This is a genomic window from Paenibacillus sp. FW126-R14 (genome assembly GCF_058789495.1).
This window is the reverse complement of record NZ_JBYTBS010000025.1, coordinates 19,312-41,057: the sequence shown is the minus strand read 5'-3', so window position 1 is coordinate 41,057 and position 21,746 is coordinate 19,312. Positions and strand designations below refer to the sequence as shown.

The 21,746-nt window shown below is 50.4% G+C and carries 24 protein-coding genes; 10 read left to right on the top strand and 14 right to left on the bottom strand.

The genetic code is table 11. The annotated features are described in order from the left end of the window. Window positions 1–74: 74 nt before the first annotated feature. Genes AC3WRW_RS17145 through AC3WRW_RS17135 form a run of 3 tightly spaced genes read right to left on the bottom strand, consistent with a single transcriptional unit; the run spans window position 75 to window position 1,044 of the window. Window positions 75–371 carry a hypothetical protein gene (locus AC3WRW_RS17145; RefSeq protein WP_492547519.1) on the bottom strand — a complete coding sequence of 99 codons (297 nt, stop codon included), beginning with the start codon at window positions 369–371 and terminating at the stop codon, window positions 75–77. Next, window positions 368–739, bottom strand: a complete 372-nt coding sequence (locus AC3WRW_RS17140) for an alpha-helical endospore appendage domain-containing protein (RefSeq protein WP_492547518.1) — start codon at window positions 737–739, stop codon at window positions 368–370. Before AC3WRW_RS17140 ends, AC3WRW_RS17145 begins: the two co-directional genes overlap by 4 nt. A 14-nt stretch (window positions 740–753) precedes the next feature. Continuing rightward, complete coding sequence (locus AC3WRW_RS17135) at window positions 754–1,044, bottom strand: hypothetical protein (protein ID WP_492547517.1); 291 nt, start codon at window positions 1,042–1,044, stop codon at window positions 754–756. A gap of 205 nt (window positions 1,045–1,249) precedes the next feature. Here AC3WRW_RS17135 and cysC point away from each other — a divergent pair, with 205 nt between their 5' ends. Both cysC and AC3WRW_RS17125 read left to right on the top strand, forming a co-directional pair. Beyond that, the gene (gene cysC, locus AC3WRW_RS17130; RefSeq protein WP_492547516.1) at window positions 1,250–1,846 is read left to right on the top strand and encodes an adenylyl-sulfate kinase; all 597 of its coding nucleotides are present in this window, start codon (window positions 1,250–1,252) and stop codon (window positions 1,844–1,846) included. Between the two features lie 67 nt (window positions 1,847–1,913). Then, window positions 1,914–3,221, top strand: a complete 1,308-nt coding sequence (locus AC3WRW_RS17125) for a glycosyltransferase family 2 protein (protein ID WP_492547515.1) — start codon at window positions 1,914–1,916, stop codon at window positions 3,219–3,221. A 15-nt stretch (window positions 3,222–3,236) separates the two neighbouring features. On the opposite strand, the gene AC3WRW_RS17120 is transcribed toward AC3WRW_RS17125, so the two are convergent. The 6 genes from AC3WRW_RS17120 to AC3WRW_RS17095 all read right to left on the bottom strand — a co-directional run bounded on the left by AC3WRW_RS17120 (window position 3,237) and on the right by AC3WRW_RS17095 (window position 8,160). Further along, on the bottom strand, window positions 3,237–3,440 hold the full coding sequence (locus AC3WRW_RS17120; RefSeq protein ID WP_492547514.1) for a hypothetical protein: 204 nt from the start codon (window positions 3,438–3,440) through the stop codon (window positions 3,237–3,239). Between the two features lie 12 nt (window positions 3,441–3,452). Beyond that, window positions 3,453–3,845: a hypothetical protein gene (locus tag AC3WRW_RS17115; RefSeq protein ID WP_492547513.1), complete on the bottom strand. Its 393-nt coding sequence runs from the start codon at window positions 3,843–3,845 to the stop codon at window positions 3,453–3,455. Window positions 3,846–3,893: 48 nt separating this feature from the next. Then, window positions 3,894–4,475, bottom strand: a complete 582-nt coding sequence (locus tag AC3WRW_RS17110; RefSeq protein WP_492547512.1) for a hypothetical protein — start codon at window positions 4,473–4,475, stop codon at window positions 3,894–3,896. Between the two features lie 117 nt (window positions 4,476–4,592). Further along, entirely contained in the window at window positions 4,593–6,356 is a 1,764-nt protein-coding gene (locus tag AC3WRW_RS17105; RefSeq protein WP_492547511.1) for a glycosyltransferase, read from the bottom strand. Between the two features lie 7 nt (window positions 6,357–6,363). Beyond that, window positions 6,364–7,383 (bottom strand): glycosyltransferase family 4 protein, encoded by a 1,020-nt coding sequence (locus AC3WRW_RS17100; RefSeq protein WP_492547510.1) that lies wholly within the window; start codon window positions 7,381–7,383, stop codon window positions 6,364–6,366. Window positions 7,384–7,407: 24 nt separating this feature from the next. Next, window positions 7,408–8,160: a sulfotransferase domain-containing protein gene (locus AC3WRW_RS17095; protein ID WP_492547509.1), complete on the bottom strand. Its 753-nt coding sequence runs from the start codon at window positions 8,158–8,160 to the stop codon at window positions 7,408–7,410. Between the two features lie 198 nt (window positions 8,161–8,358). Between AC3WRW_RS17095 and AC3WRW_RS17090 the strand changes: the two genes are divergently transcribed. The 8 genes from AC3WRW_RS17090 to AC3WRW_RS17055 all read left to right on the top strand — a co-directional run bounded on the left by AC3WRW_RS17090 (window position 8,359) and on the right by AC3WRW_RS17055 (window position 15,710). After that, the gene (locus tag AC3WRW_RS17090) at window positions 8,359–8,769 is read left to right on the top strand and encodes a hypothetical protein (protein ID WP_492547508.1); all 411 of its coding nucleotides are present in this window, start codon (window positions 8,359–8,361) and stop codon (window positions 8,767–8,769) included. 182 nt (window positions 8,770–8,951) lie between these two features. Then, entirely contained in the window at window positions 8,952–9,935 is a 984-nt protein-coding gene (locus tag AC3WRW_RS17085; RefSeq protein ID WP_492547555.1) for an SDR family NAD(P)-dependent oxidoreductase, read from the top strand. A gap of 13 nt (window positions 9,936–9,948) precedes the next feature. Next, entirely contained in the window at window positions 9,949–10,662 is a 714-nt protein-coding gene (locus AC3WRW_RS17080; protein ID WP_171687063.1) for a sugar phosphate nucleotidyltransferase, read from the top strand. Next, a complete protein-coding gene (locus AC3WRW_RS17075) occupies window positions 10,659–11,627 on the top strand; it encodes a GDP-mannose 4,6-dehydratase (protein WP_492547507.1) in 969 nt (322 codons plus the stop codon). Before AC3WRW_RS17080 ends, AC3WRW_RS17075 begins: the two co-directional genes overlap by 4 nt. 16 nt (window positions 11,628–11,643) lie before the next feature. Further along, a complete protein-coding gene (gene wecB, locus AC3WRW_RS17070; protein WP_492547506.1) occupies window positions 11,644–12,738 on the top strand; it encodes a non-hydrolyzing UDP-N-acetylglucosamine 2-epimerase in 1,095 nt (364 codons plus the stop codon). After that, complete coding sequence (locus tag AC3WRW_RS17065) at window positions 12,728–13,717, top strand: polysaccharide biosynthesis protein (RefSeq protein WP_492547505.1); 990 nt, start codon at window positions 12,728–12,730, stop codon at window positions 13,715–13,717. The genes wecB and AC3WRW_RS17065 overlap by 11 nt, the downstream gene beginning before the upstream one ends. After that, entirely contained in the window at window positions 13,714–14,565 is an 852-nt protein-coding gene (locus tag AC3WRW_RS17060) for an SDR family oxidoreductase (protein ID WP_492547504.1), read from the top strand. Before AC3WRW_RS17065 ends, AC3WRW_RS17060 begins: the two co-directional genes overlap by 4 nt. Window positions 14,566–14,645: 80 nt before the next feature. Beyond that, the gene (locus tag AC3WRW_RS17055; RefSeq protein ID WP_492547503.1) at window positions 14,646–15,710 is read left to right on the top strand and encodes a hypothetical protein; all 1,065 of its coding nucleotides are present in this window, start codon (window positions 14,646–14,648) and stop codon (window positions 15,708–15,710) included. Between the two features lie 37 nt (window positions 15,711–15,747). Here the strand turns inward: AC3WRW_RS17055 and AC3WRW_RS17050 are convergent, their stop codons facing one another. Genes AC3WRW_RS17050 through galU form a run of 5 tightly spaced genes read right to left on the bottom strand, consistent with a single transcriptional unit; the run spans window position 15,748 to window position 21,726 of the window. Then, a complete protein-coding gene (locus AC3WRW_RS17050) occupies window positions 15,748–16,764 on the bottom strand; it encodes a CotS family spore coat protein (RefSeq protein WP_492547502.1) in 1,017 nt (338 codons plus the stop codon). Next, window positions 16,754–17,803, bottom strand: coding sequence for a CotS family spore coat protein (locus tag AC3WRW_RS17045; protein WP_492547501.1), 1,050 nt, complete (start codon window positions 17,801–17,803; stop codon window positions 16,754–16,756). The genes AC3WRW_RS17050 and AC3WRW_RS17045 overlap by 11 nt, the downstream gene beginning before the upstream one ends. 32 nt (window positions 17,804–17,835) lie before the next feature. Continuing rightward, window positions 17,836–18,990 carry a glycosyltransferase family 4 protein gene (locus AC3WRW_RS17040; protein WP_492547500.1) on the bottom strand — a complete coding sequence of 385 codons (1,155 nt, stop codon included), beginning with the start codon at window positions 18,988–18,990 and terminating at the stop codon, window positions 17,836–17,838. A 32-nt stretch (window positions 18,991–19,022) separates the two neighbouring features. Further along, the gene (locus tag AC3WRW_RS17035; RefSeq protein WP_492547499.1) at window positions 19,023–20,831 is read right to left on the bottom strand and encodes a DUF707 domain-containing protein; all 1,809 of its coding nucleotides are present in this window, start codon (window positions 20,829–20,831) and stop codon (window positions 19,023–19,025) included. Between the two features lie 28 nt (window positions 20,832–20,859). Further along, window positions 20,860–21,726, bottom strand: a complete 867-nt coding sequence (gene galU, locus AC3WRW_RS17030; protein WP_492547498.1) for a UTP--glucose-1-phosphate uridylyltransferase GalU — start codon at window positions 21,724–21,726, stop codon at window positions 20,860–20,862. Window positions 21,727–21,746 lie beyond the last annotated feature (20 nt).

The following is a 21,746-nucleotide window of genomic DNA, read 5'->3' as shown; positions in this document are numbered from 1 at the left end:
AGCTTGGCTAGAAATTGGCGAATGACTACTGCCGTTTCGATGAAAGCATCAAAAAAAGCCCCATTCTCTTCCTTCTACGAAGAGGGGGGCTTACGAACACCTTGACGAACGCCGGCGTATACGTTCAACCATGGTTGTCCCGGGGGTCCGGTTTGTTTCACGCGAATCGGCAATCCGATGATTTTCCGTGCCAATATTTGTTGATAGTTTACGATAGAGGCCAAATTGTCAGCGACTTGGCCGGCTAGCTGCGGCGATGTTTCTACGGATCCGGCTACGCTCTCAATGATTCGGGCCAAGGCCCGCTGGCTCTTGGCAAGAGAGTCTAGTATATCCAGCTTTATCTGCTGTTCTTTTTCATGAATCCTCATTTTGAAAAGTCAAGGCCCGAACCGCCGAACAAGTCGCTTAGGCCGCCTCCACCTCCGCCACTGCCGCTGCCGCCAAAACCGGAGCTCTCTTCTTCCGCAATGAGAATGCCTAAATTTTTGGCAAAAGCGACCTCCATTTTGGTAATTCCTGCAATAACCTCAATGAGCTGTTCATGGATATCGCCCGCTTGTTTCACATGCTCGGCATTGCTTTCGTAGGCTGCTGTAGACAGATGGCGGCAAATCCAATTGCGCGACTTCTCGGCGTGTACAGCCTTGGCCTCTAGGATCAGAGCGACATTCTGTTGAATTTTGGCCGTGGCATCCAAGAAAGATAAGTAACTGTCCGTTCTGTTCAATTTCTCCACTCCCTGCCCCTCATTTATTCATCACCGGGCTGTTCCTTCATGGCCTTCACAATAGGCGAAAGAGTATCCGCGATGGCATCTTCCAGCTCAGCAAGGCTGTTCAGATAGCTGGAAATCCCTTTGGTAATACTCAGGGAATGCTCCATTAACGCTTTGATCTCTCCGAAGGTAGGATTATGGTCGGGGATTTCATCAACCATTTTCGCCATATGAGCAACTACCTCGCGTTTCGCTTCCAAGGTGCGCGCCATTTCATGCTGCGACTTCGCCATATGCTCCAAGATCGAAGTGATCTGTTCCTGCATGTCGATTTCCCTCCTCGTACCCTTAGGCTCTCCCATTTAGCATATGCGGCTTAGCGCAAAGTGGGAATACGCCGCATTCATCCAATTTTCAGGTTTCTAGTTCCTTCATCTATCATCTTTGTATTTCTATACGGAAATCAGACCAGAACCTGACATTCTCCTCTAGCATATACATATAGAAATACAAGCTAAGGGAGGGAACCTCTTGTCCGATAAACACATTCAGTGGCAGCCTTCCAACATTTCCAAAGAGGACCGGCATCTCTTGAATTCCCACAAAAGCTGCGTACTTTGGCTCACAGGTCTGTCCGGATCTGGCAAATCTACGCTTGCCTATGAGATGGATCGATTGCTTTTCAACCGGAACGTGCGTTCCTACGTATTGGATGGGGACAATCTTCGGCACGGTTTAAACGGCAATCTCGGTTTTTCCCCGGAAGACCGCAGCGAAAACATTCGCAGAACGGCAGAAGCGGCCAAGCTGCTTGTCGATGCGGGGATGGTTGCGATCGTGGCACTGATTTCCCCTTACCGGAAGGATCGGGAGCAGGCAAGATCGCTGTTCAGCGAAGGCGAATTCATTGAAGTTTTTGTGGACTGCCCTCTCCACATATGCGAGGAGCGCGATCCCAAGGGCCTTTACATGAAGGCACGGGCAGGCGTCATTCCAAACTTTACGGGGATTACAGCGCCTTATGAGCAGCCACTCAGCCCTGAAATCGTCATTTCGTCCAACCGGCAATCTTTGCAAGCATCGGCTTCTCGCATCTACGACTATTTGCACGTGCATCAAATCATTTAGAACCACCTCCCCGGCACCAGCATAGAATAGCATTAACATCTGCTGCTGTTGGGGGGACTGGACGCATATGCTGGTTTACGTGCTTGGAACGTCCAACAAAGCTCATACCGATGCGACCACAACCAATCTTATGCACGTCGCTCCCGAGTGGTCCGTCCGGCTCGTTCATGACCATGCGGCAGAAACCTTGAATGAACATCTTCATACCTATGATCAGCCCTTTTTCATAACGCTTCAGGCAGGAGATTTGCTGCATGGCAGCTTTCTAACGGAGCTTTCCGAGCAGCTTGCAGCGCTGCCGGAGCAGTGCGCCGGTCTAGTCTACGAACGCGGAACTTCCGCTCCTAGACACAATTTGCCTTCCTCTCCCCTCGTTTGGAGAACTCACGCAGTCCGGTCGAGCGGCCGTCCCTTTTTTTCGGAAAAAGACCGATTGCCCTTCGACACTTATCTGCTCGTCGATAACATGCTGCAGCTGCAGGGAGCTTGGTCATGGCTCACCGTCACCAGTCATTGGTGGCAGCCCCAAGCTGTACATTACCCTAAATGGCAGCGGAAGCAGGAAGAGTGGGAGCTTGTCAGACCGATTCTTGAAGCAGGCTTAGCGGACTTCCGGCCAACAGAGAAACCATCCCCTGCCATTAGCATTGTCATATGTACATTTAATAATGCCGACTATCTCCTTTGGTCGATTCGAAGCGTCTTGGCGCAAAGCATTCCGGATTGGGAGCTGATTATCATCGATGACGCCTCCAGCGACAACACGCAGATGAAGCTGGCCTCGTTGCCTGCAGACCCACGCATTCGTATGTATACCAATCCTGCTAATTACGGCAAAGCGCGCAGTTTGAATGCTGCTCTAACTTTGACCGAAGCCCCCTGGCTGCTGGAGCTTGACGCCGATGACTGGCTTCCTCCGGACGCCGCCCGGATTTTACTTAACGCTGCCAACACGGCAGCACCGGAGACATCGCTTCTGTATGGTGACTACTACGAATGGACGGAAGGAGCTCGCAAACAGCTTATTTATGGGGGAATACGCCAGACACCTGCGCAAGTTCATCCCGAAGCGCTTCTTGCCGCAGCTCTTCCTATAGCCCCCCGATGCTACCGGGTTGCAGCCCTTAAGTGCATCCAAGGCTGGAGGGTCAATGCTCCTTACGAGGGAAGGCTGTACGAAGATTTTGAGATCGTCATCCGCTTATCGCGTTCCTATGCAGCAAGGCATCTGCCAGTGCCTCTCTATCACCGGAGAATTCGCAGCTCCAGCATAACGCATCAACATGCCGAGAAATATGCCGATTGGATGAAATGGATGAAGGAGCACGCCGTTCTCCCTCAGGGGGACGGAGGAGATTCACGGCCATCAACGTGATCCCCTCCCTTCCGTTTACGCCACTACGCGAATATAATCAACCTGATCCGCCACGATGGTCACGATCACAGGGGGACTGTAGTAATACGTATTGTTGATCTGCATCGTGAAAATACAATCGTCAACCGATACTAATTGTCCCACATAAGGCGGATTACTCGTAAAGTACACCTCGATCGTTCTTCCGATAAAACTCGCCAGTAAATCTGCGAATGACATGGTTTCTCCTCCTTATATCACTGATTCGATGCTGGAAGCTGGAATAAGGAGAATATCTCCTGTCGGCTCTTGAAGCTCAATCACATCGGTACCGATAAGTAACAGCAAGCCGCTCACTGTTCCTGCGCCTGTTTGTACAGTGACTTCTGTGTTCAAGCGGCCTGCAACCGCGTTTAACGGCGTACATGCACCCTCTGATTGTTCACGCACCAGGAAATACGTCGTAACGTTGCCGTTACCGTCAAAATCGAATAAAGCGAATCCGGCTTCCATTAATGAGGCAAGAACAGGAGTTAACTTAGCACCTACTTCAAGTCCGGGGAAATCCATCGTAGCGTCAAACAAGTTAATAACGGCTTGCCGCGTAGAATAACTGTTACCGGCAACAATAACTACAACATCCATGTAATGCTTCCTCCTTCAAATAAGGTTGTCATCCATCATAATCTTCCGTTACGGCGCCGCAACCGGTACATAGGGTCTGAATCCGATGATATGGCAGATGGAGAAAATAACGATTTGATCCAGCGTATTCCCCGTTGTCGGACGAAGGGTCAAGGTCGATTTCCCGATGTCCTCAATCATTCCGATCCGGTTCGGCGGTTCCCCCCCGGAGCCCGCTCCGCTCGAAGTGAACAGCTCGACTTCATGATCCCAATACTTCTTCAGTTGATGCCTCATCTCTTCCATACACTCATCGTCCGGGTAATCTACTTTGACCTTCACTTCTGTTTTCGGCGTTTCCACTTTGACGTGAACATCAGGTTTAGGAGTATCTACGTTAACAATAGGGGGCGGTGTTGTAATCAGAACATCTGGGGGGTTCGTTAGTACATTGACTTCCGGTGGAGGGGTCGTGAGTTTGACAACAGGGGCTTTAGCCTGTTTGCAGATGACTTTGATCGTTCTTCTTCTCAGCTTTCTCTCGCATACATGACAATGCTTTTTCTTGCCTTTCTTCCTCTTGCAGCAGTTATCTTTACGTACGACATGCGTGGTTTTCTTGACCGCGCAGCCTTTTTCTGATCGGGACATAGAGCACCTCCAAGGTTTTCACATACTAACAAATACTGGATCTTGTCACACTCCTATACTACTCATAGGGGTAGACCCTCGTCCTAGACGCTCACCTAAAAATATAAATCTGGGTATCTATCGCGATGCCCGTATCTCATATAAAGCTTTTTCAAAGGCATTTACACTGCGCTCCCACGTCCATTTCGCCGCTTCGGCTTCCCCCGCTGCCGCCAGCCTTCTGCGCAAATCGGGATCTTCAATCAACCGGCTGACGTCGGCCGCCAATCGGTTCTCATACCGGTAAGACATCAAGCCATTCTGTTCATGGCGGCAGTAATCCATATTCCCGCCATTATAGGTCGTCACCAATGCCGCTCCGCAGCGCATCGCCTCAAGTCCCGGCAGAGAGGCCGAATCATACGTAGAGGAATTCACGAATATATCCGTTTCGTTATAATGGTAAGCCATAGCGCCATCGTGCCCGGGCGTCAAATAGCGAAAAGCCGGATGACTCGCTTTCACCGCCTGCAAGAGAGGGGAGCTGTTAAACTCTTCCGGAGGGGACATCAAGTTGATTCGGACTTGCGGATACCGGGCCTGCACGATTTCCAACTGGCTGATTAAATAATCCTGCTCTCTGTGCCAAGAGTAGCCGCCTTCCGGTCTGCGCATAATCGCTGATATTTGCAGCTGCGACTGCGTATTGCGAACATGCATGTTTTTAAAAGCCGTGCCGACACCCACCGGCACAATGTGCGCCTGATGACCGTGATTCAGCGCAATGATCTGCTTTTGCCAGTTGGAGAGGACGACGATATGCTCTGAAATGTGATAGGTCGGAAAAGAGATTTGATTCTCCGGCAGAAAAGTAGGTTCATAACATAGACTTAAACGGACATGCACGCCTTTCCCTTTCAAGCTTGCTTGATGAACCCCCGGAACAATGGTATAGAAATTGGAGACGATCACATCTGACTTGGGATACTCCGACTCATGAATCAAATAGGGCTGTTTGGTACGAACGATTTTGGCGTTAATGGAATAATTCAGCGCGCCGTTTAGCGGCATCAGCACAGTGACGTCATGACCTTTGGCCGACAGCCCGTTGACCATCTCCGCCAGCATCCTTTGCGCTCCGCCGATACTGAGCGTAATAATGGGAAAAGTAACCGTCAGCCTCTCTTTGGCGATCAAAGCGTCCAGCGTTTTACGATAGACGGATTGAACCGAGTGGATTTCTTTGACGATCTCGCTCTCATACTTACGGGACCCCATCCCTTCATGCACCCGATACCGCACAAGGCTTTCATCCAAATAATAAAAATCAAAGTGCTTCATAACCCTTATCCATAAATCATAATCCTGCGTATATTTGCGGGTTTCATTAAAATAACCGGCCTTCTGAAACACATCCATATGCAGCATCACGGTACAGCCGTTGATAATACAGCCTTTTTGCATCGTCCTGTAAAACTCCATCTTGCTGGAGCAGCCTATGCCTGAAGGTCCGCCAAAGATTTGCCCCTGTCCATCCATATGAACATAGGACGTATAGCTGACTTTAGCCCCTTTCTCCTGCATAAAAGCCAATTGCATGGCCACTTTGTTCGGTTCGAACATATCGTCGGAACTAAGCCATGCAAAATAGTCGCCAGTGGCTCGCCTGATACCTGCGTTCAATGCGCTGGCCGTACCGCCGTTTTCTTTCTCCACATACACGATACGATTCATATACGGAGCAATTTTCTCCGAATGCCGGGTAGATCCGTCATTGACGACGATGATTTCGATATTCGGATACGTCTGGCTCAGCGCACTTTCAATCGCTACAGTGACATAAGCACAGTTATAGAAAGGAATAATAATGGATACTTTCGAATTTGCTTTCAAACTTGACACACCTGCCTTAACGATTCTCGAAGATAGCCTCCAATACGTTCACAATATTATGCTCAAAATGGGCTTTCGTTAGCTTTGCGGCAGCGGCTTTGCCTTCGAGGGCAAGCTTCTCCGCCAAATGGGAATCCGATAGCACTGCGCAAATGCCTTGCGCCAGCCCCCTGGGATCTCTCGGTTTGGTGACATAAGCACTGTTCATGTGCGAACAGAAATCCATCACACCGCCTGAATTCGTCGTCACGACCGGCGTGCCGCAGGCCATCGCCTCCAGAGGAGGCAGCGAGAACGCCTCGAACCAAGATGAGGCCACGAAAACATCTGCCGTTCGATACAGCTTCGCCATCTCGTATTCATTGACGGGATAGAAGATGCGCTCAGGGATATAAAGTTCCCCGAGTGAAAGTTTTCCGTCCGGACAGATCATATACACGGCATAATCGCCTGCATACTCATTTTTGATAATTTCCATACAAGCATAGAAATCATCGAATCCTTTCAACGCATAGTCATTCCTGTCCCGGGCGATGTACAGAATGACTTTTCCTGATTTCTGGCTCTGGAGAGGCTTCATCCGCGGACCTTGCGGACGAAACACGAGAGGATCTATGCCAAGAGAAACGATCGTGCTTCGCCGCCCCACATGGTCATAAATTTGCTGATCCAACCAACTGGAAATCGAGATGATCGGTACATCCTGGGCATAGGTCCATAAAGCCGCCTCGCGATTGGGCACCCAAAGCGGCTCAAAGCCGAGGCTTAACCTGACCGTTTGTTGGGGCCAAGCTTCGAAGGCCGATTGAAACGTTGTGTAGAAATTGGGCAAAATGATATCGCCATAAGGAATGTAGGCTTTGTCCAGCTTTGGCACGACCGTCAGCTTGCAAGGAATTCTATACTTCACGGTCGCCGTCTGCGGAATGACGACTTCAACCTCGTGTCCCCTGTTCGTCAGCGCTCCGGCGATATCGACCAGCACCTTACAACCGCCCCCAATATGCAAATCAGCAGCCGGTATTACGATTTTCATGTTTCACCTCCACACTTCTTTCGGTTATGACCAGTCCAAATCTTTTTCATAGCCGGTTTGAATTAAAACATCACCTGCCACTCGTTTGAACGCTGCAATAACTTCTTCGTCAAACTCTTTCCTCCAACCGCCGATAATGCCTTTGCGAAACGTAAAGGAACGGTCGCTGTTCATATTGCCTTCCATGCTGCGGACCAGCTCGGAAAACGGCATCGGGGGCTTGCTGTCTTTCCATAGAAATTTGGCGATTGTTGTAATGGTTTTCCGCCTTGTTTCCGGCGACCTCATCAATTCCTCATAAGTGACGTTTAACACGCCCGGCTCGGACAACCAGCCGTGAAACACGCCGAACCAATTTTTGATATTCGGGTAATCGCCTATGCCGTTAATTAAGAGCAAATACCGTTCCTTCTGGCTGCTCAGCGCGATCAATTGCTCATATAAGGGGTAGTCGGGCAGCTTGTCGACAATGAAGTACGTCAAGGAAACAAGCACATCACGCAAATCCCTGCTCATGAAGATCGTCTTGATGCCGAGTCGTCCGAGCAGCGTCGCCCATTCAGGGGAGTAGTATACATGTCCCATAAAAAGTTCATTCGGCAGTGCTTTGCTCAGAATGGAAGCATGCGCAGGCAAATCCTTGATCAACCCTTCATAAAAGACGTACTCATTCATTTTCGAACCCGGAATGCCTAGCAAGAGCTGGTTCAAGAGGTTCGTTCCACTTTTGGGAATCGTATTTAGAAAAATGAAAGGCTTTGAAGGGGGAGCACTCATTTTGCACGGCACCTCCCAATATTTGTTTAGATATAGCATATGTGTCTCAGCACCAACTTGACCTGTTAATGCGTCTATCCGGTTAACATAACTTGCGGAAGATATGTAACTATTTTCACACAAAAAATGGAAATCTATGGCAGCCATCCAAGCAAAGTTATTACAATTTAATAGAATATAGAGAAAGGAGGTGGTCACATGTCAAATATCGTTAGCATCGGGACAAGCGTTCCCGGAGCATCAAGCGGCTCTCTCTCTCGTACAGTTACGACGACTCCCATTACTCTTTCACAATTTGGACTCATGATTCCGCAAGGCGCAAACCGAGTTATCTTAAATGCTACTGTTGGGGTAACTTCATCTCTTTTAGCGCCTGTGTTATTATTTAACGTACTCCGTGACAATGCCGTCATTTTCTCTTGCAGACAAGCAGTGCTCTTATCCACAGGACAAGAAGTTACGGTCTCCTTCCAAGCTATCGATTCCAACGTTCCAGCAACATCCAACCAAGCCTATACACTGACTGTTCAACTGGAATCTTCTCTGTTAGTTGGCGCAACGATTACTGGTCCTGTCACATTCTCCGGCATCTCTTACACGTATGGCTAATGGAGCGTTATGAAAAAAAGGCTGTTCCGAAAGATCTGCAAAGATCCGCCGGGACAGCTTTTTCGCATGCGCGCTTTACCTATTTTTTCCTATTAACCCTCGAAGTGGGGGTTAGTCCACTACATCCCTATGCAAAGAGAATAGACTGTAACCATATGTTGGAAGGAGTGGTTCCATTCATGATGAGAGGGAAGCAGGTATTGGTCACAGGTGCAGCCGGCTTTATCGGCAGTCATCTCGTTCATCAGCTCGTTGCGGACGGAGCGCGCGTCAGAGCCTTTATCCGATATAACTCAACGAATTCACGCGGCTTTCTTGATCAACTGCCTAGCGATATTGGGAAAGAGATAGACATTTATAAAGGAGATTTGCGTGATCCTCACGGGGTCTATCGTGCGGTCAAGGGCATGGATGCCATTTTTCATTTAGGAGCGCTGATCGCTATTCCTTATTCTTATCAACATCCGACTGATGTTGTGCAATCGAATGTCATTGGCACCTTAAATATCGCTCAAGCCGCTCTGGACTTAGGCATACCCAAGCTGATTCATACCTCAACCAGCGAAGTTTACGGAAGCGCCCGCTATGTGCCTATGGATGAAACCCATCCGCTTCAAGGCCAATCCCCTTACTCGGCAAGCAAAATCGGGGCAGATAAAATTATTGAAAGCTTTTATTGCTCGTATTCGCTGCCTGTCGTAACGGTCAGGCCCTTTAATTCCTACGGCCCCCGGCAATCCATGAGAGCTGTCATTCCTACGATTATTAATCAAGCGCTGCATCAATCCGAAATTGTGCTTGGCAATCTCACGGCAACCCGGGACTTCACCTTCGTTGAAGATACCGCCAATGCCTTCATTTGTGCGGCCAACCATGAGGCAGCCGTCGGGCAAACGATCAACGCCGGGTCCGGAGCGGAAATTTCCATTGGCGTGCTGGCTGGCACGATCCTGCAAATTGTTGGCAAGGATCTTCCTGTGCGCATCGCCAGTGAACGGGTGAGGCCGGAGAAAAGCGAAGTAGACCGCCTCTTCTCGGACAGCACCAAAGCGGCGGCATTGATGGGCTGGAAGCCGTCTGTGCCGCTCGCGCAAGGTTTAACCAGGACGATTGAATGGATTAGCAAGCATCCCGAGCTGTATCGACCTGATGAATATGTCGTATAAGGAGTTGGTTTCTGTGGAAGTCGTAATCATGACGGGCGGCAAGGGGATGCGCATGGCGCCATATACCAAGGTGCTTCCGAAGGGGTTATTGCCCGTTGGCGAACAACCCATTCTGGAGATCATTGTCAAGCAGCTCCGTAATTACGGGTTTACGTCCATTACGATGGCATGCGGCTACTTGTCGGGGCTCATACAAACGTATTTCGGGGACGGCAGCTCCCGGGGGGTGTCGATCTCCTATTATGTAGAAAACGAACCTTTAGGCACTGTCGGCCCAATTAAGCTGATTGGGCGCAGGCCGGGCCCTTTTTTGCTGATCAATTGTGACGTCTTGACCACCCTTGATTTTGCCCGCTTCAGAGATTTTCATATTAAGGGAGGCAGCATATTGACCATTGCTTCCCAAAAGAAAGGCATTCCGATTGAGCTTGGGGTGCTCGAAACGCAGGATGAGTATGTCACTAATTTTGTAGAAAAGCCGACCCGGTCGGCTTATGTGAGTATGGGCATCTATATGATGAATCCGGAAGTAGCCGAATATATCCCGTCCCATCAATATTTCGACATTCCCGATTTGATTCATGCCCTCCTGGCGGCAAATGAAAAGGTGCGCCATTTTGAGAACAATGACTTCTGGCTCGACATCGGAAGGCCGTCCGATTATACCTTGGCCAATGAGCAATTCGGCAAACTCAAATCACTTTTACTGCCCGGTGAACCTGTATGAGCGAGTTGAGTGAACCCCCTCTCGTACTCCTAACGGGTATTAACGGGTTCGTCGGGCAGCATATGGCTGCTTGTTTATTCATGCATAATATGAACGTCATCGGCGTTGGGCGCAGGTCCGACTGCCTGCTGCAGCACCGCCGTCTGCACTACGTATCCGGTGACATTACGCAGGCCGCTACGATCGCCAAGCTCTTGCAGGAGCATCCGATCACCCATATCATCCATCTCGCAGGAGCAAACGATGTAAGCGCGTCTTACGCCGACCCGGTTCCAACGCTTTATACAAACGCTTGGTGTACGCTGCATATGTTGGAGGCTGTACGGTCTACATCGGCAAGGAGCATCCAAGGGTTCCTTAGTATAGGAACGGCATACGAATATGATTTTCATTCTGTGCCTTTTGCGCCTTTAACGGAAACCTCCCCTGTCGGGCCCGTCAGTCCCTATGCTTGGAGCAAGCAGTTCATGACCTCTCTTATCCAAATGTATGGGGGTGTCTATGCCATTCCGGCGATGACGGCACGGACTTTCAATTTGATTGGACCGGGTAATGCCTCCGGCGTATGCGCACTATTGGCCAGACAGGTGGCGATGATGGAGAAAGGCCATCTCCCTCCTAAGCTCGTCGTCGGAAATACGGCCGTAAAGCGCGACTTCCTTGACGTCCGCGATGCAGCCGCCGCCTACTGCTCGCTCATCCAGCTTACCGGTGTGCCTCCCGGCAGCCTGTTCAACGTATGCAGCGGCACAGCCTGCCCCATCAGCGACATCGTCGATCTGCTGCAGCAGTATGCGGCAATTCCCTTTGAGGTAGCCGTCGATGATCGCTTATTTCGCCCTAATGATCCCCCCTTCATTCAAGGCGACAATACCAAACTTCGCTCCGCTACCGGTTGGCAGCCCACCCTTTCGCTCGCCCAGTCGGTAAGCGATACGTTGAATTATTACCGGAGCCTACTATGAAAAGGAGAGTTACGCTATGAAGATCATGACGGTTCTTGGAACACGTCCCGAAATTATCCGGTTAAGCTTAGTGATCGCCAAACTTGACCTTCTTGCAGACTCGCATCTTCTCGTCCACTCCGGACAAAATTATGACCGTTCGCTCAGCGACGTCTTTTTCGAGCAAATGGGCATTCGTCTTCCCGATGTCCATATTCGGCTCCAAGCTCAAACCGTCGGCGAGCAGATTGCTCAAATGTTCGTTGAAGTCGAGAAAGTGCTGTTGCAGGAGAAACCGGATCGCATGCTCGTACTGGGAGATACCAACAGTGCGCTTACTGCGCTCATAGGAGAGCGGCACGGCATTCCCGTCTATCATATGGAAGCAGGAAATCGCTGCTACGATACTCGCGTGCCGGAAGAAATCAACCGGAAGGCGATCGATGCCATCTCTACTTGCAATATGCCGTATACGCCCGGCGCGCGCGAGAATTTGCTGCGTGACGGTGTTCCTCCCCAGCGGATTTGGATGACCGGGAATCCGATTTATGAAGTTATGGAGCATTACAAGGAGCAGGCAAATGCCAGCCGTATCCTGGAGCAGCTGGGTATTGCGGATAAAGGATATATTCTCGTTACCGCCCACCGGGCGGAAAACGTCGATCAGGAATCCCGGCTGCGGCAAATTATCGCAGGCTTGCAGCTAACGGCACAGGATACACAGCTCCCCATCATCTGCAGCACCCACCCCCGTACGAAGGATCGCCTTGATAAGCTCGGAGTCACGGCTTCGCACCCGCTCATTCGCTTTCTGCCGCCATTCGGCTTCTTCGACTTTCTGAAGCTGCAGCAGCATGCCGCCTGCGTGATCACCGACAGCGGCACCGTGCAGGAAGAAAGCTGCATTCTGGGCGTTCCGGCCGTTACCATCCGCCAAAGCACGGAACGGCCCGAGACTCTGCTTTGCGGCAGCAATCTGCTGTCAGGGCTTGTGCCGGAGCGGATTGCCGCTTGCGTTAAGCTGATGCTGCAGCCTCAGGCTGCATGGCAGTGCCCGGATGGCTATCTGGACCCGAACGTATCGAGCAAAGTTGTCAATATTGTACTAGGAGGACAGAGCTATGTTTCATAATCAAACCATCCTCATCACGGGAGGAACCGGATCTTGGGGGCAAGAGCTTACCCGCAGTCTCCTGCAAGAGATGCCTAAGGAAATTCGTATTTTTTCCCGCAACGAATTTTCGCAAGTGAAGATGCAGCGCGACTTCGCCTTCCATCCTTCCCTCACGTTCATGATCGGTGATGTCCGCGATCAGGAAGCCGTCGAGGACGCCTGCCGGAATGTGGATTATGTGTTTCATCTGGCTGCCCTCAAACACGTGCCCATCTGTGAAGCACAGCCGGATGAAGCACTGAAAACGAACGTAAAAGGGACGGAAAATGTGATCAGAGCCAGCATTCGGAACGAAGTCAAAAAGGTCATCGACGTCTCTACGGATAAAGCTGTAGATCCGATCAACTTTTACGGCATGACGAAAGCGCTCGGAGAGAAGCTGATGGTGCGGGCGAACGATCTCAGCTCCACGACCCGGTTTGTCTGCATTCGAGGCGGCAATGTGCTGGGCACCAACGGCAGCGTCGTCCCTTTCTTCAAGAACCGCATCCTGCAAGGAGAAGATCTCCCGCTTACCCACGAGGACATGACCCGCTTCTTCCTGACGCTTCCGGAGGCGATCGGGCTTCTGTTAAGTGCGGCCAAAGCAGCCGTAGGCGGGGAAACTTTTGTTATGAAAATGAATGCCTGCCGCATTATGGACTTGGCTCAGGTGATGATGAAGCAGCTGTCAGACCAACCTCTGCCTGTGAGGGATGTCGGCATCCGCCCTGGAGAGAAGCTGCACGAAGTGCTTATTTCCACACATGAAATCCCTTTTACCTATCAATATAATGAGAAATATTTTGTTATCCTGCCGGCGAATGCAGCCTCCTCCCTGTATAGCTTCTATAGTCATCTGCCTAAATCCACCTTTAGGCAATATGCCTCCAACGATTCGCTCATGACGGCGGAGGAAATTTTAGAGATGCTGCTCAAAGGAGGATTCCTTCCTTGAAATTACTTATTATCGGCGGTCATGGCATGGCCGGCCACATGTTAAGGAACTACTTCGCCCGGCAGCAGGAACATGAAGTCTGGGCTACCGTGCGGTCGGCCGATCCGGCGGATACCGGGGCCCTGTCGCTCGACGTGAGAAACGACGAGCATCTGCGGCGCCTGCTCCTTCAGGTAAAGCCGGATGCCGTCATCAATGCGGCCGGCTTGCTGAATGAGGAAGCCCGCACGAGGCAGGCGGAAGCTATTTATGTCAACAGCCTGTTTCCCCATCAACTCGCTATGTATGCGGAGCAGTATCTCTTCCGCCTGTTCCACATCAGCACGGACTGTGTATTTTCCGGCTCGCGCGGGGAGTACGCCGAATGGGACCCCACGGATGCTTTATCCGTTTATGGGAAAAGCAAAAGTCTCGGCGAAGTTTACAGCCCTCACGCCGTAACGATCCGCACCTCCATCATCGGGCCTGAGCTGAAACAGAGCGGCATCGGGCTTTTCCACTGGTTTATGCAGCAAAAGGGCGACATTCAAGGATATCGCAGAGTGTTCTGGAACGGGGTTACGACACTCGAATTAGCCAAGGCCATCGAATGGTGCTTTCATCATCCCATTCAGGGCCTTGTCCACCTTGCCGGCCAGCCTAAGCTGTCCAAATACGAGCTGCTCCTGATGCTTCAGCAGCAATTTCATCATGACGCCGTCACCATTCACTATAACGACGACATGAAGTCAGACAAGAGCTTGGTCTCTACGCGAGCCGATTTCACGTATGGGGTTGCGTCCTATCCGCAAATGATTGCCGACTTGCACGCTTGGATGACTCAACCTTGGATAACTCAACCGCACTAGTCACACACTTTGCCGGCTGCAGAATAGGATAAATACAACGGCTGCTGCAACGAACAAATCATAAGGCGGTGTGTGTCGCTATGGATATGACCCCTACCCACATAGATGAGCTAATCCACAAAAGATTCATCATCGTAGTGATTGCTCATGAGAACGAGCATGTATTGGCGGCACAAATCGAAAATATCCATTTTTTTATTCCTGAAGCCGGCATCCTTCTCTACAACGGCGGACCCAATCCCGATTTTGCAAAGAACGTGAACGTTTGGTCCTTTCCGCACAGCCATCCCTTAAGAGCCGGTATTATCGTGCCCGGCATGTGGGACATCATGAAATGGTTGGAAGAGCTCGGCGCAGGCTATGAATATTTGATGTCGATGGATCATGATATGCTGTTTGTTAAGCATGGCTTTCAGTCTTTCTTAGACGAAGCTATGGCGGAGTCCGACAGTATGGGCTGGAGGCTTGAAAACGACCGGGATCATCCGTACTCGCTTCCCGTGCGGAACATGAAGAACGAATGGCATTTATGGCAGCCCGTCTTTCGGACGGACGGCTTTCTGACTTACTTTAACCCCGGTCAGATTTATAAGCACGATATCGTCAGGCGTATGCTCGCTCATGTCGATCATGCCGCCGTGGATCACCTGCTCGGCATCTCGGAGGCTGCCGCCCTGGAAGAAATCTTTTTTGTCACGCTGGCAATGGCCTGCGGGGGCAGGGTCCGGGAATATCCCGAAGGAAGCAAGTATAATGATATGGTTCGCTGGGGAGAGAACATTACCTTCGAAAGCGTGCAGCAGCATCGCGCGCATCCCTGCTATTATTGGATTCATCCGGTAAAAGGAGATAAGCTGCTGGAAATGAACCGGCTGCTGCTCCCCAGGCCGGAAGTGCCGCCTGCCAACCAACCGCCTTCTGTAAGGGGCAGGCCCGCTTCCCGCCGCACAGCGCTCAGACGGAGAAAACGTAAGTCCCGCCTGAGACGGGGCCATCTCCGAAAACGGACGAAACGGCGCATCCTTAGGAAGCGAAGCCGGAAAAAAACGAACAAGTTCGCCAAAAGGCACCTGCTGAACCTGCGCCCCAAGTCTGCGGCTAAACGAACTTCTGCCCAACCCCAAAAAAGGACGAAGCTGGGATAGTCTCCCGCTCCGTCCTTTTATCTGTTAAAACCTCACCTTACAATCCTTTGATCAGCTTCTTGAGGACAGGCAGCTTCTCCATTTCAAACGCCACGATGCTCTGCAGCTTCTTTTCGTCCCCCGGCACGTTTTTCTTGAAAGGCGTTTTCACATACCCGTAAAGCTTATGCGGGAAAAGCAAATCAATATACAGCACCTGCATTTGCTCCGGCGTAAACGGAAGAACCGCTTCATAGTAGCTCATGCACCGTTTCAGCTCGTTGGCATCCCATCGCCCCAATTGTTCCATGCGTTTCACCAGGAGTTTGCGGATATCGCGCAGCGGAATGTCATAAGTCAAATTATCCAAATCCAGCACACAAACGCCACGGGACGTTTGAAGGGCATTGCCTTTGCCGTAATCCTGATGACACATGTAACCGTACTTGCCGATGTCGGCTACCCATTGCCCGTAACAGGATGCCTCAAGCAATTTTACGGCACGATCGGCCATCTCAATCATAGCGTCCCCATTCTTCACATAAGAGAGATGGAATGGCGATTTTTCCTTCATGGCTTGCTCCTTCCACAGGATAAACTCATCGCGCATGCCGCTAAAATGTTTACCCCAGACCCCCATCCGGTCATAGATGTCACAATCTTCAGGGGGGATAAATCCAACCGTATCTTTATGAAACTGTGCGAGCCCCTTCAGACCCGCATACAGATGCTCCGGAACCCGGTCCATCTCCAGATCGCTGCCCTGCACCCAGGCATAAAGAACGAGCGCGTACCCTTCATGTTCAAAAAACAGCCGGTTATCCTTCGTCGGAATAATCTTCGCGACAATGGCTCCTTTTTTGAACAAATAATCTTGCGCCGCCGTCGTGAACTTCACGATCCCAATGGACTTGCGGATCCGTTTCAGGCAAACGGTTCCTGCGGAGGTCTCCAGCTTCCAGACCGTTTTAACGCCTCCGCTTTGAATGACCCGGATGCTCTTGACCGATATCTTTGGATAATTGGCGGCCATGAGACGCTTGCCTAACTTCAACTCTTCCTGATTAAGATCCACGTTTCACCACCTCATCCAAACGACCGAGGAACGACTTGAGCACATTATTTTTACTAAGCTCGGTGGAGATCATATCTTTTAAACGGGAAATATGCTTGCTAACGGGCCATGAATCCTCCCGGTTTTCATAGTATTTGGACACTTGCCCATAGAATAAATGAGGGAACTGAATGTCTGCCCCCAGCACCATATACTGATCTTTTGTTAAGGGATTGACCTGCTGATAAGCTTTCATCATTTTGAGCATGGTCGGAAGACTCCAGCTGCCTCCCTTCTTCATGACCTTATTCAATATTTTTCTCAGATCCCGCACCGGCAGATCTACCGTCAACGAATCCATATCGTAAACATACAGCTTCCCATCTTTGCCTACAACCAAATTGCCCGCTGCAAAATCCTGATGGCACAGCGTTTTGACGGCCTCGGTTTCCTTCACCCACTGTCCAAAGTAAGGCTGATTGAGCGTCGCAAGCGCTGCTCTGGCCTGCTGCAGGAAAGTATCCACATTGGCCAAAAACAAACGGTCAAATTCGTTTTTATTTTTAACCTGCAGGCGCTGTTCTTTCCAGGCCGCCAGGCGCTCCATTCTTGTCTGCAAGTCTGATTTCCATTTCGTCAAGAGATAGGACGGGTAGAATCCATTGGGAGATTCGATCCCTCTCGATGCCCGGTGGAAGCCCGCCATTCCTTTTAAAATAAGCGATAAGTCACTGTCGTTCTCATATTCCGGGGATCGTCCGTATACGGTTTCAAATAAGACGAAGTACTCTCCGTCCAGCTTCACATAGCCCTGGCCCGAGCCGGTTTTGAGCACATCCGGGGTGTTGACGCCATTTCCTCTTAGATAACGAATCGCATGGAGCATGAAATCGATATGCGTTTCATCGAAAGGAACCTTTTTCATGATCAGTTCGCCCTTGTCGGTTTGGATGGACCAGACTGCTTTTTTTCCTTTATCGGATAACAGGGAGATCGATTTCACTTTCAAAGGATATTGCGAGACCACCTTCTTCAAGATGTCCGAGAAAGTAGTATCCATGCTGACACCTCCGTCATGATATGGCTTTAAGGTCATTTTTTGTTTTCCGGGGCGTACAAGCTTTCCAGCCGTTTCGCCACATGCTCGAAGCCGAAGTTGCCTTCAACAACCGCTCTGGCTGCTTTGCCTAACCGCTGCGCTTCCCCAGGGTTGTTTAACAGAAACGTTATGGCTTTAACAAAGGCGCCAGGATTGCTGTAATCCTCGATCACCATTCCGTTGGCATTCTGCTTTATAATTTCCGCATTCCCCCCACGGTTGGTCGTAATAATCGGAAGTCCTGCGCCCATAGCTTCAAAATGAACCCTGGCCAGAGGCTCCTGCCACTGGGACGAACAGACGAAAATATCTCCCAGCAAATAATGGGCCGGAATTTCGTCAGGAGGAACAAAGCCTGTGAAGACGACTCGCTCGCCGAGCGATTTGGCCAGCCGGCGAAGGCTTGCTCCGTACTCATCCAACTGCTCGTTATGGAACCATTTGCTGCCGATGATGACGAGAACGACATCTTTATGGGTTTTGCTGATTTGCTCGACGGCTTTGATCAGCACGTCCGGCCCTTTGTTTTTGCTTAAACGTCCTACGAAAAGAACGACTTTCTTATTCTCGAGCCCGAATTTTTTGCGGAGTTCCTTCCTGACGGATTGCGCTTCCGGCGTCCAGATCGGTTTGTAATGCTGCAAATGGATACCCGAATAGACAGTCTTCACCTTGCCTTTAGCGGAAGGGAAACGCGTAGTGATCGTTTGGCCGATATAATTGGAGATCGACATGATCCTATCCACCGTTCGAATCACGGAGTTTCCCGTTTCCATCGATATTTTCCCGTCCTTGAACATTTCGTTATGGCAGCTGACAACAAAGCGGGAGTTCGGCATAGCAGCTTTATACGCAGGGACGGTTTTCGGACGGTTAAACACATGGATGACATCGAACTTTTTGTTGCCGGCGTGCAGCTTTGCAAGTTCTTTGGCAACACCGTTCACATAATCTTCGGGCGGAATCCGAATATACTTAACGCCGGCGGCCACTTCCCGATCGGGAAGCTCGCGGTCCGTAATGCAAAAAATAGTAAGATCATGCCTACTGCCAATATGCGGTGTCACGCCATTGATTAAAATTTGAATGGCGCCCCCTCGAATCGGCGGAACGGTAAGCTTTTCAGTGCAAATAAATGCAATCTTCATCGTTACCACTCCAATCGTATTTCTCTACGAAACTACGCCGCATTTTTAGTTTTACGCGCCAGCTTCTTGCCAAACCTGCTCCATCCATTCACTCTCGGTTTGGACCGTTTTTTCCCTTTTTTAAGTTTGTTAGAAAGGACTGTTCTCAGTCGCTTCTTAACCGGCGTTTTTCTAGTTTTCAGCCCTTTCTTTCCTCTGCCCGGCGATCCCTTCAGCATCGGCTTTTTCTTACGAAGCAGCTGCTTCTTAGAAACCAGGCGCCTGACCCGCCTTGTCCGCGGATGCCGCACATGCGCTAAGGGACCCGGCTGCAGCTGCGGCGGATTCGGATCCACATAAGGGATGTCTCCGGCCATCAATTGTTCGTGCAGGTTAAGAAGGCGATCGCCTTTGACAGGATGAATCGTGTAATACATATAATGATGCATGGCAGCGTGCGCCTCGTTCTGCTCAATCTCATGCTCATGCCGCATCACATTCAACCGCTCGTCGCGCGGAAACTCCCGGCATTTTCCCCCCAAGGCAGCAGCGAATGTAACAAAGAAAAATTCTTCCAATGCAACCACATTGCTTTCAGAGAGCCACTGATCAACCAGCGAAACGTCCGCTTCTTCGAGCATCTTCTTGACGATGCCGCGCCGGTAAACCTGTGTCGGATTAAAATAGCGAATGAAGTGATTCATTTGGAACAAGGCTCCGAAGCGTCCCCATTCCTGCCACATCGACCGCTTGTTGACCGTATCCGCCTCTTTGACGCTGCGGCAGATCTGCATATCCCATCCCATACAGTCGTAGCCGTGCATCGTTTGATCCAGATACGCCTCAAATCCCGGCTTCACAAAGAGCACATCATCGTCGAGATTGACCAAATAGTCGTAATCCACCTGATGCTCATCCAGCCACTTCATCACATCCCACAGGAATGGAGCCAAGTGTCCCCAAATGAGATGCCGGCTGTACTCGCAAACAGCCGCATTCATGCCTTTGCCGAAGCCGCTCTCGTCGCCCCCGTTATAAAGCACAATGCCCGCTTCCGGGTTGAATTTGCGAATATTGTCAATCTGTGCGGCAAGCACATGCTCGTCTTTGTGGGCCAACAGCGCGAACATGAGCCGCTTGCCCTTCGGTATGCCCCCGTAATGGGTCATTCTGAAGTTAACGGGAGCCTCATATTCAGCAGTGATGCGGTACAAATCGTCCCACTGTGAACCCGATATATTTTTGTAGAGTTCGCCGCCTCCGACGCGTCTTGTATGCTTGACGGCCACCTCGTCGATGATTCCTAATTTTTGATAGGGATAGTCCAGCACCTTAGGCCATACAAAATCGAGCCCCCAGCCCGATTCGCTCTTTTCAAATGTAGGCAGCAGCTTTTGGAATGTCTCTCTGGTATACAGCGGAACCATCGGCTCGACAAACTGGGAATATCGCAAATAATAATTGCTATTTTGCAAGGTGATCCCGTGCCCGTAGTAAGAGTCTTGCGTTAAACTCGGCTGGGCCAATTCGAGACCCTGCTCCATGAAAATCTCAAACATGCGATGAATGTCATAGGCGCTCGCGCTTATATCGTCATCCGGCATCCAGATGGCATCATAGTGAAGGATGTCATCTCCAAATGCGGCAATCGTATCCTTCACTGTGGGCCATTTCAGCCCCGGAATCTCCTGATAGAAGTCACAATCATTCACATACTTTTGTGGCGTATTACCGAAATAACTAAGACAAAGATCGAAGTTTTTATACTCCGCAGGCTGCAGCCATTGTTGATGGATGGAGGTATCGCCCACTCTGCCGATTACAAGAAACCTCTTGTCACCTTTGACTTGAAATGACGTCATTTCGCTCGCTCCTTTTTTTAACCGTTCGTTATTTCCTTTCCATGAATCGGATATATTCCAGAATCGGCTGCCGCAAATCTTCCCGCTGCACGGAAATGTCCAGAATCGCTTTCACATAGCCGAGATGATCCCCAACGTCGTGCCACACACCGTCAATTTCGCAGGCGTGAACCGCCTCTTCTTCATTAAGCTTCGAGATCGCGTCAGTCAGCTGAATTTCTTGCCCGACACCCGGCTCCTGCTTCTCCAAAATGTCGAAGATGGCTGGCGTCAATATATACCGGCCGATCATGGCAAGGTTGGACGGAGCGTCCTGCGGCCTCGGCTTCTCCACCAGCTTCGTAATATTGTAAAAATGGTCGAACAACAGCTGGGCATCGATAATGCCGTAGCTCGAAACATCCTTCGGATTGACGGGCTGCACCCCGATAATCGACGTTTTGTACCGGTCGAAATAGTCCATCATCTGCTTTAAGCACGGAACGTCAGACTGGACGAACGTATCGCCAAGCAGCACGGCGAAGGGCTCGTCATTAATAAACTTTCTTGCGCACCAAATCGCATGACCCAAGCCTTTGGGCTCTTTTTGACGAATATAGTGGATATCGATAAGCTGAGCAGGCTCCTGCACCTTTTCCAGCATTCTCAGCTTTCCTTTTTGCTGCAAATGATATTCAAGCTCAAAGGCGTTGTCGAAATGGTCCTCCAACGCACGCTTGCCTTTTCCCGTCACAATAATGATATCCTCAATGCCTGATGCGACAGCTTCCTCCACGATGAATTGAATCGTTGGCTTATCAATGATCGGCAATAGCTCTTTGGGCATCGCTTTGGTTGCCGGCAAGAACCGGGTTCCCAGACCTGCAGCGGGAATGATTGCTTTCCGAACTTTCATAGCGATCATCATCCTTCTGT

What these genes read in the sequence shown, in the direction of transcription:
- AC3WRW_RS17090 (WP_492547508.1), top strand. Translation starts at nt 8,359, where the DNA reads ATGTCAAATATCGTTAGCATCGGGACAAGCGTTCCCGGAGCATCAAGC.
- wecB (WP_492547506.1), top strand. Translation starts at nt 11,644, where the DNA reads ATGAAGATCATGACGGTTCTTGGAACACGTCCCGAAATTATCCGGTTA.
- AC3WRW_RS17095 (WP_492547509.1), bottom strand. Translation starts at nt 8,160, where the DNA reads ATGAGTGCTCCCCCTTCAAAGCCTTTCATTTTTCTAAATACGATTCCC.
- AC3WRW_RS17100 (WP_492547510.1), bottom strand. Translation starts at nt 7,383, where the DNA reads ATGAAAATCGTAATACCGGCTGCTGATTTGCATATTGGGGGCGGTTGT.
- AC3WRW_RS17075 (WP_492547507.1), top strand. Translation starts at nt 10,659, where the DNA reads ATGAGCGAGTTGAGTGAACCCCCTCTCGTACTCCTAACGGGTATTAAC.
- AC3WRW_RS17135 (WP_492547517.1), bottom strand. Translation starts at nt 1,044, where the DNA reads ATGCAGGAACAGATCACTTCGATCTTGGAGCATATGGCGAAGTCGCAG.
- AC3WRW_RS17115 (WP_492547513.1), bottom strand. Translation starts at nt 3,845, where the DNA reads ATGGATGTTGTAGTTATTGTTGCCGGTAACAGTTATTCTACGCGGCAA.
- AC3WRW_RS17055 (WP_492547503.1), top strand. Translation starts at nt 14,646, where the DNA reads ATGGATATGACCCCTACCCACATAGATGAGCTAATCCACAAAAGATTC.
- AC3WRW_RS17125 (WP_492547515.1), top strand. Translation starts at nt 1,914, where the DNA reads ATGCTGGTTTACGTGCTTGGAACGTCCAACAAAGCTCATACCGATGCG.
- AC3WRW_RS17085 (WP_492547555.1), top strand. Translation starts at nt 8,952, where the DNA reads ATGAGAGGGAAGCAGGTATTGGTCACAGGTGCAGCCGGCTTTATCGGC.
- AC3WRW_RS17110 (WP_492547512.1), bottom strand. Translation starts at nt 4,475, where the DNA reads ATGTCCCGATCAGAAAAAGGCTGCGCGGTCAAGAAAACCACGCATGTC.
- AC3WRW_RS17145 (WP_492547519.1), bottom strand. Translation starts at nt 371, where the DNA reads ATGAGGATTCATGAAAAAGAACAGCAGATAAAGCTGGATATACTAGAC.
- galU (WP_492547498.1), bottom strand. Translation starts at nt 21,726, where the DNA reads ATGAAAGTTCGGAAAGCAATCATTCCCGCTGCAGGTCTGGGAACCCGG.
- AC3WRW_RS17035 (WP_492547499.1), bottom strand. Translation starts at nt 20,831, where the DNA reads ATGACGTCATTTCAAGTCAAAGGTGACAAGAGGTTTCTTGTAATCGGC.
- AC3WRW_RS17045 (WP_492547501.1), bottom strand. Translation starts at nt 17,803, where the DNA reads ATGGATACTACTTTCTCGGACATCTTGAAGAAGGTGGTCTCGCAATAT.
- AC3WRW_RS17040 (WP_492547500.1), bottom strand. Translation starts at nt 18,990, where the DNA reads ATGAAGATTGCATTTATTTGCACTGAAAAGCTTACCGTTCCGCCGATT.
- AC3WRW_RS17065 (WP_492547505.1), top strand. Translation starts at nt 12,728, where the DNA reads ATGTTTCATAATCAAACCATCCTCATCACGGGAGGAACCGGATCTTGG.
- AC3WRW_RS17120 (WP_492547514.1), bottom strand. Translation starts at nt 3,440, where the DNA reads ATGTCATTCGCAGATTTACTGGCGAGTTTTATCGGAAGAACGATCGAG.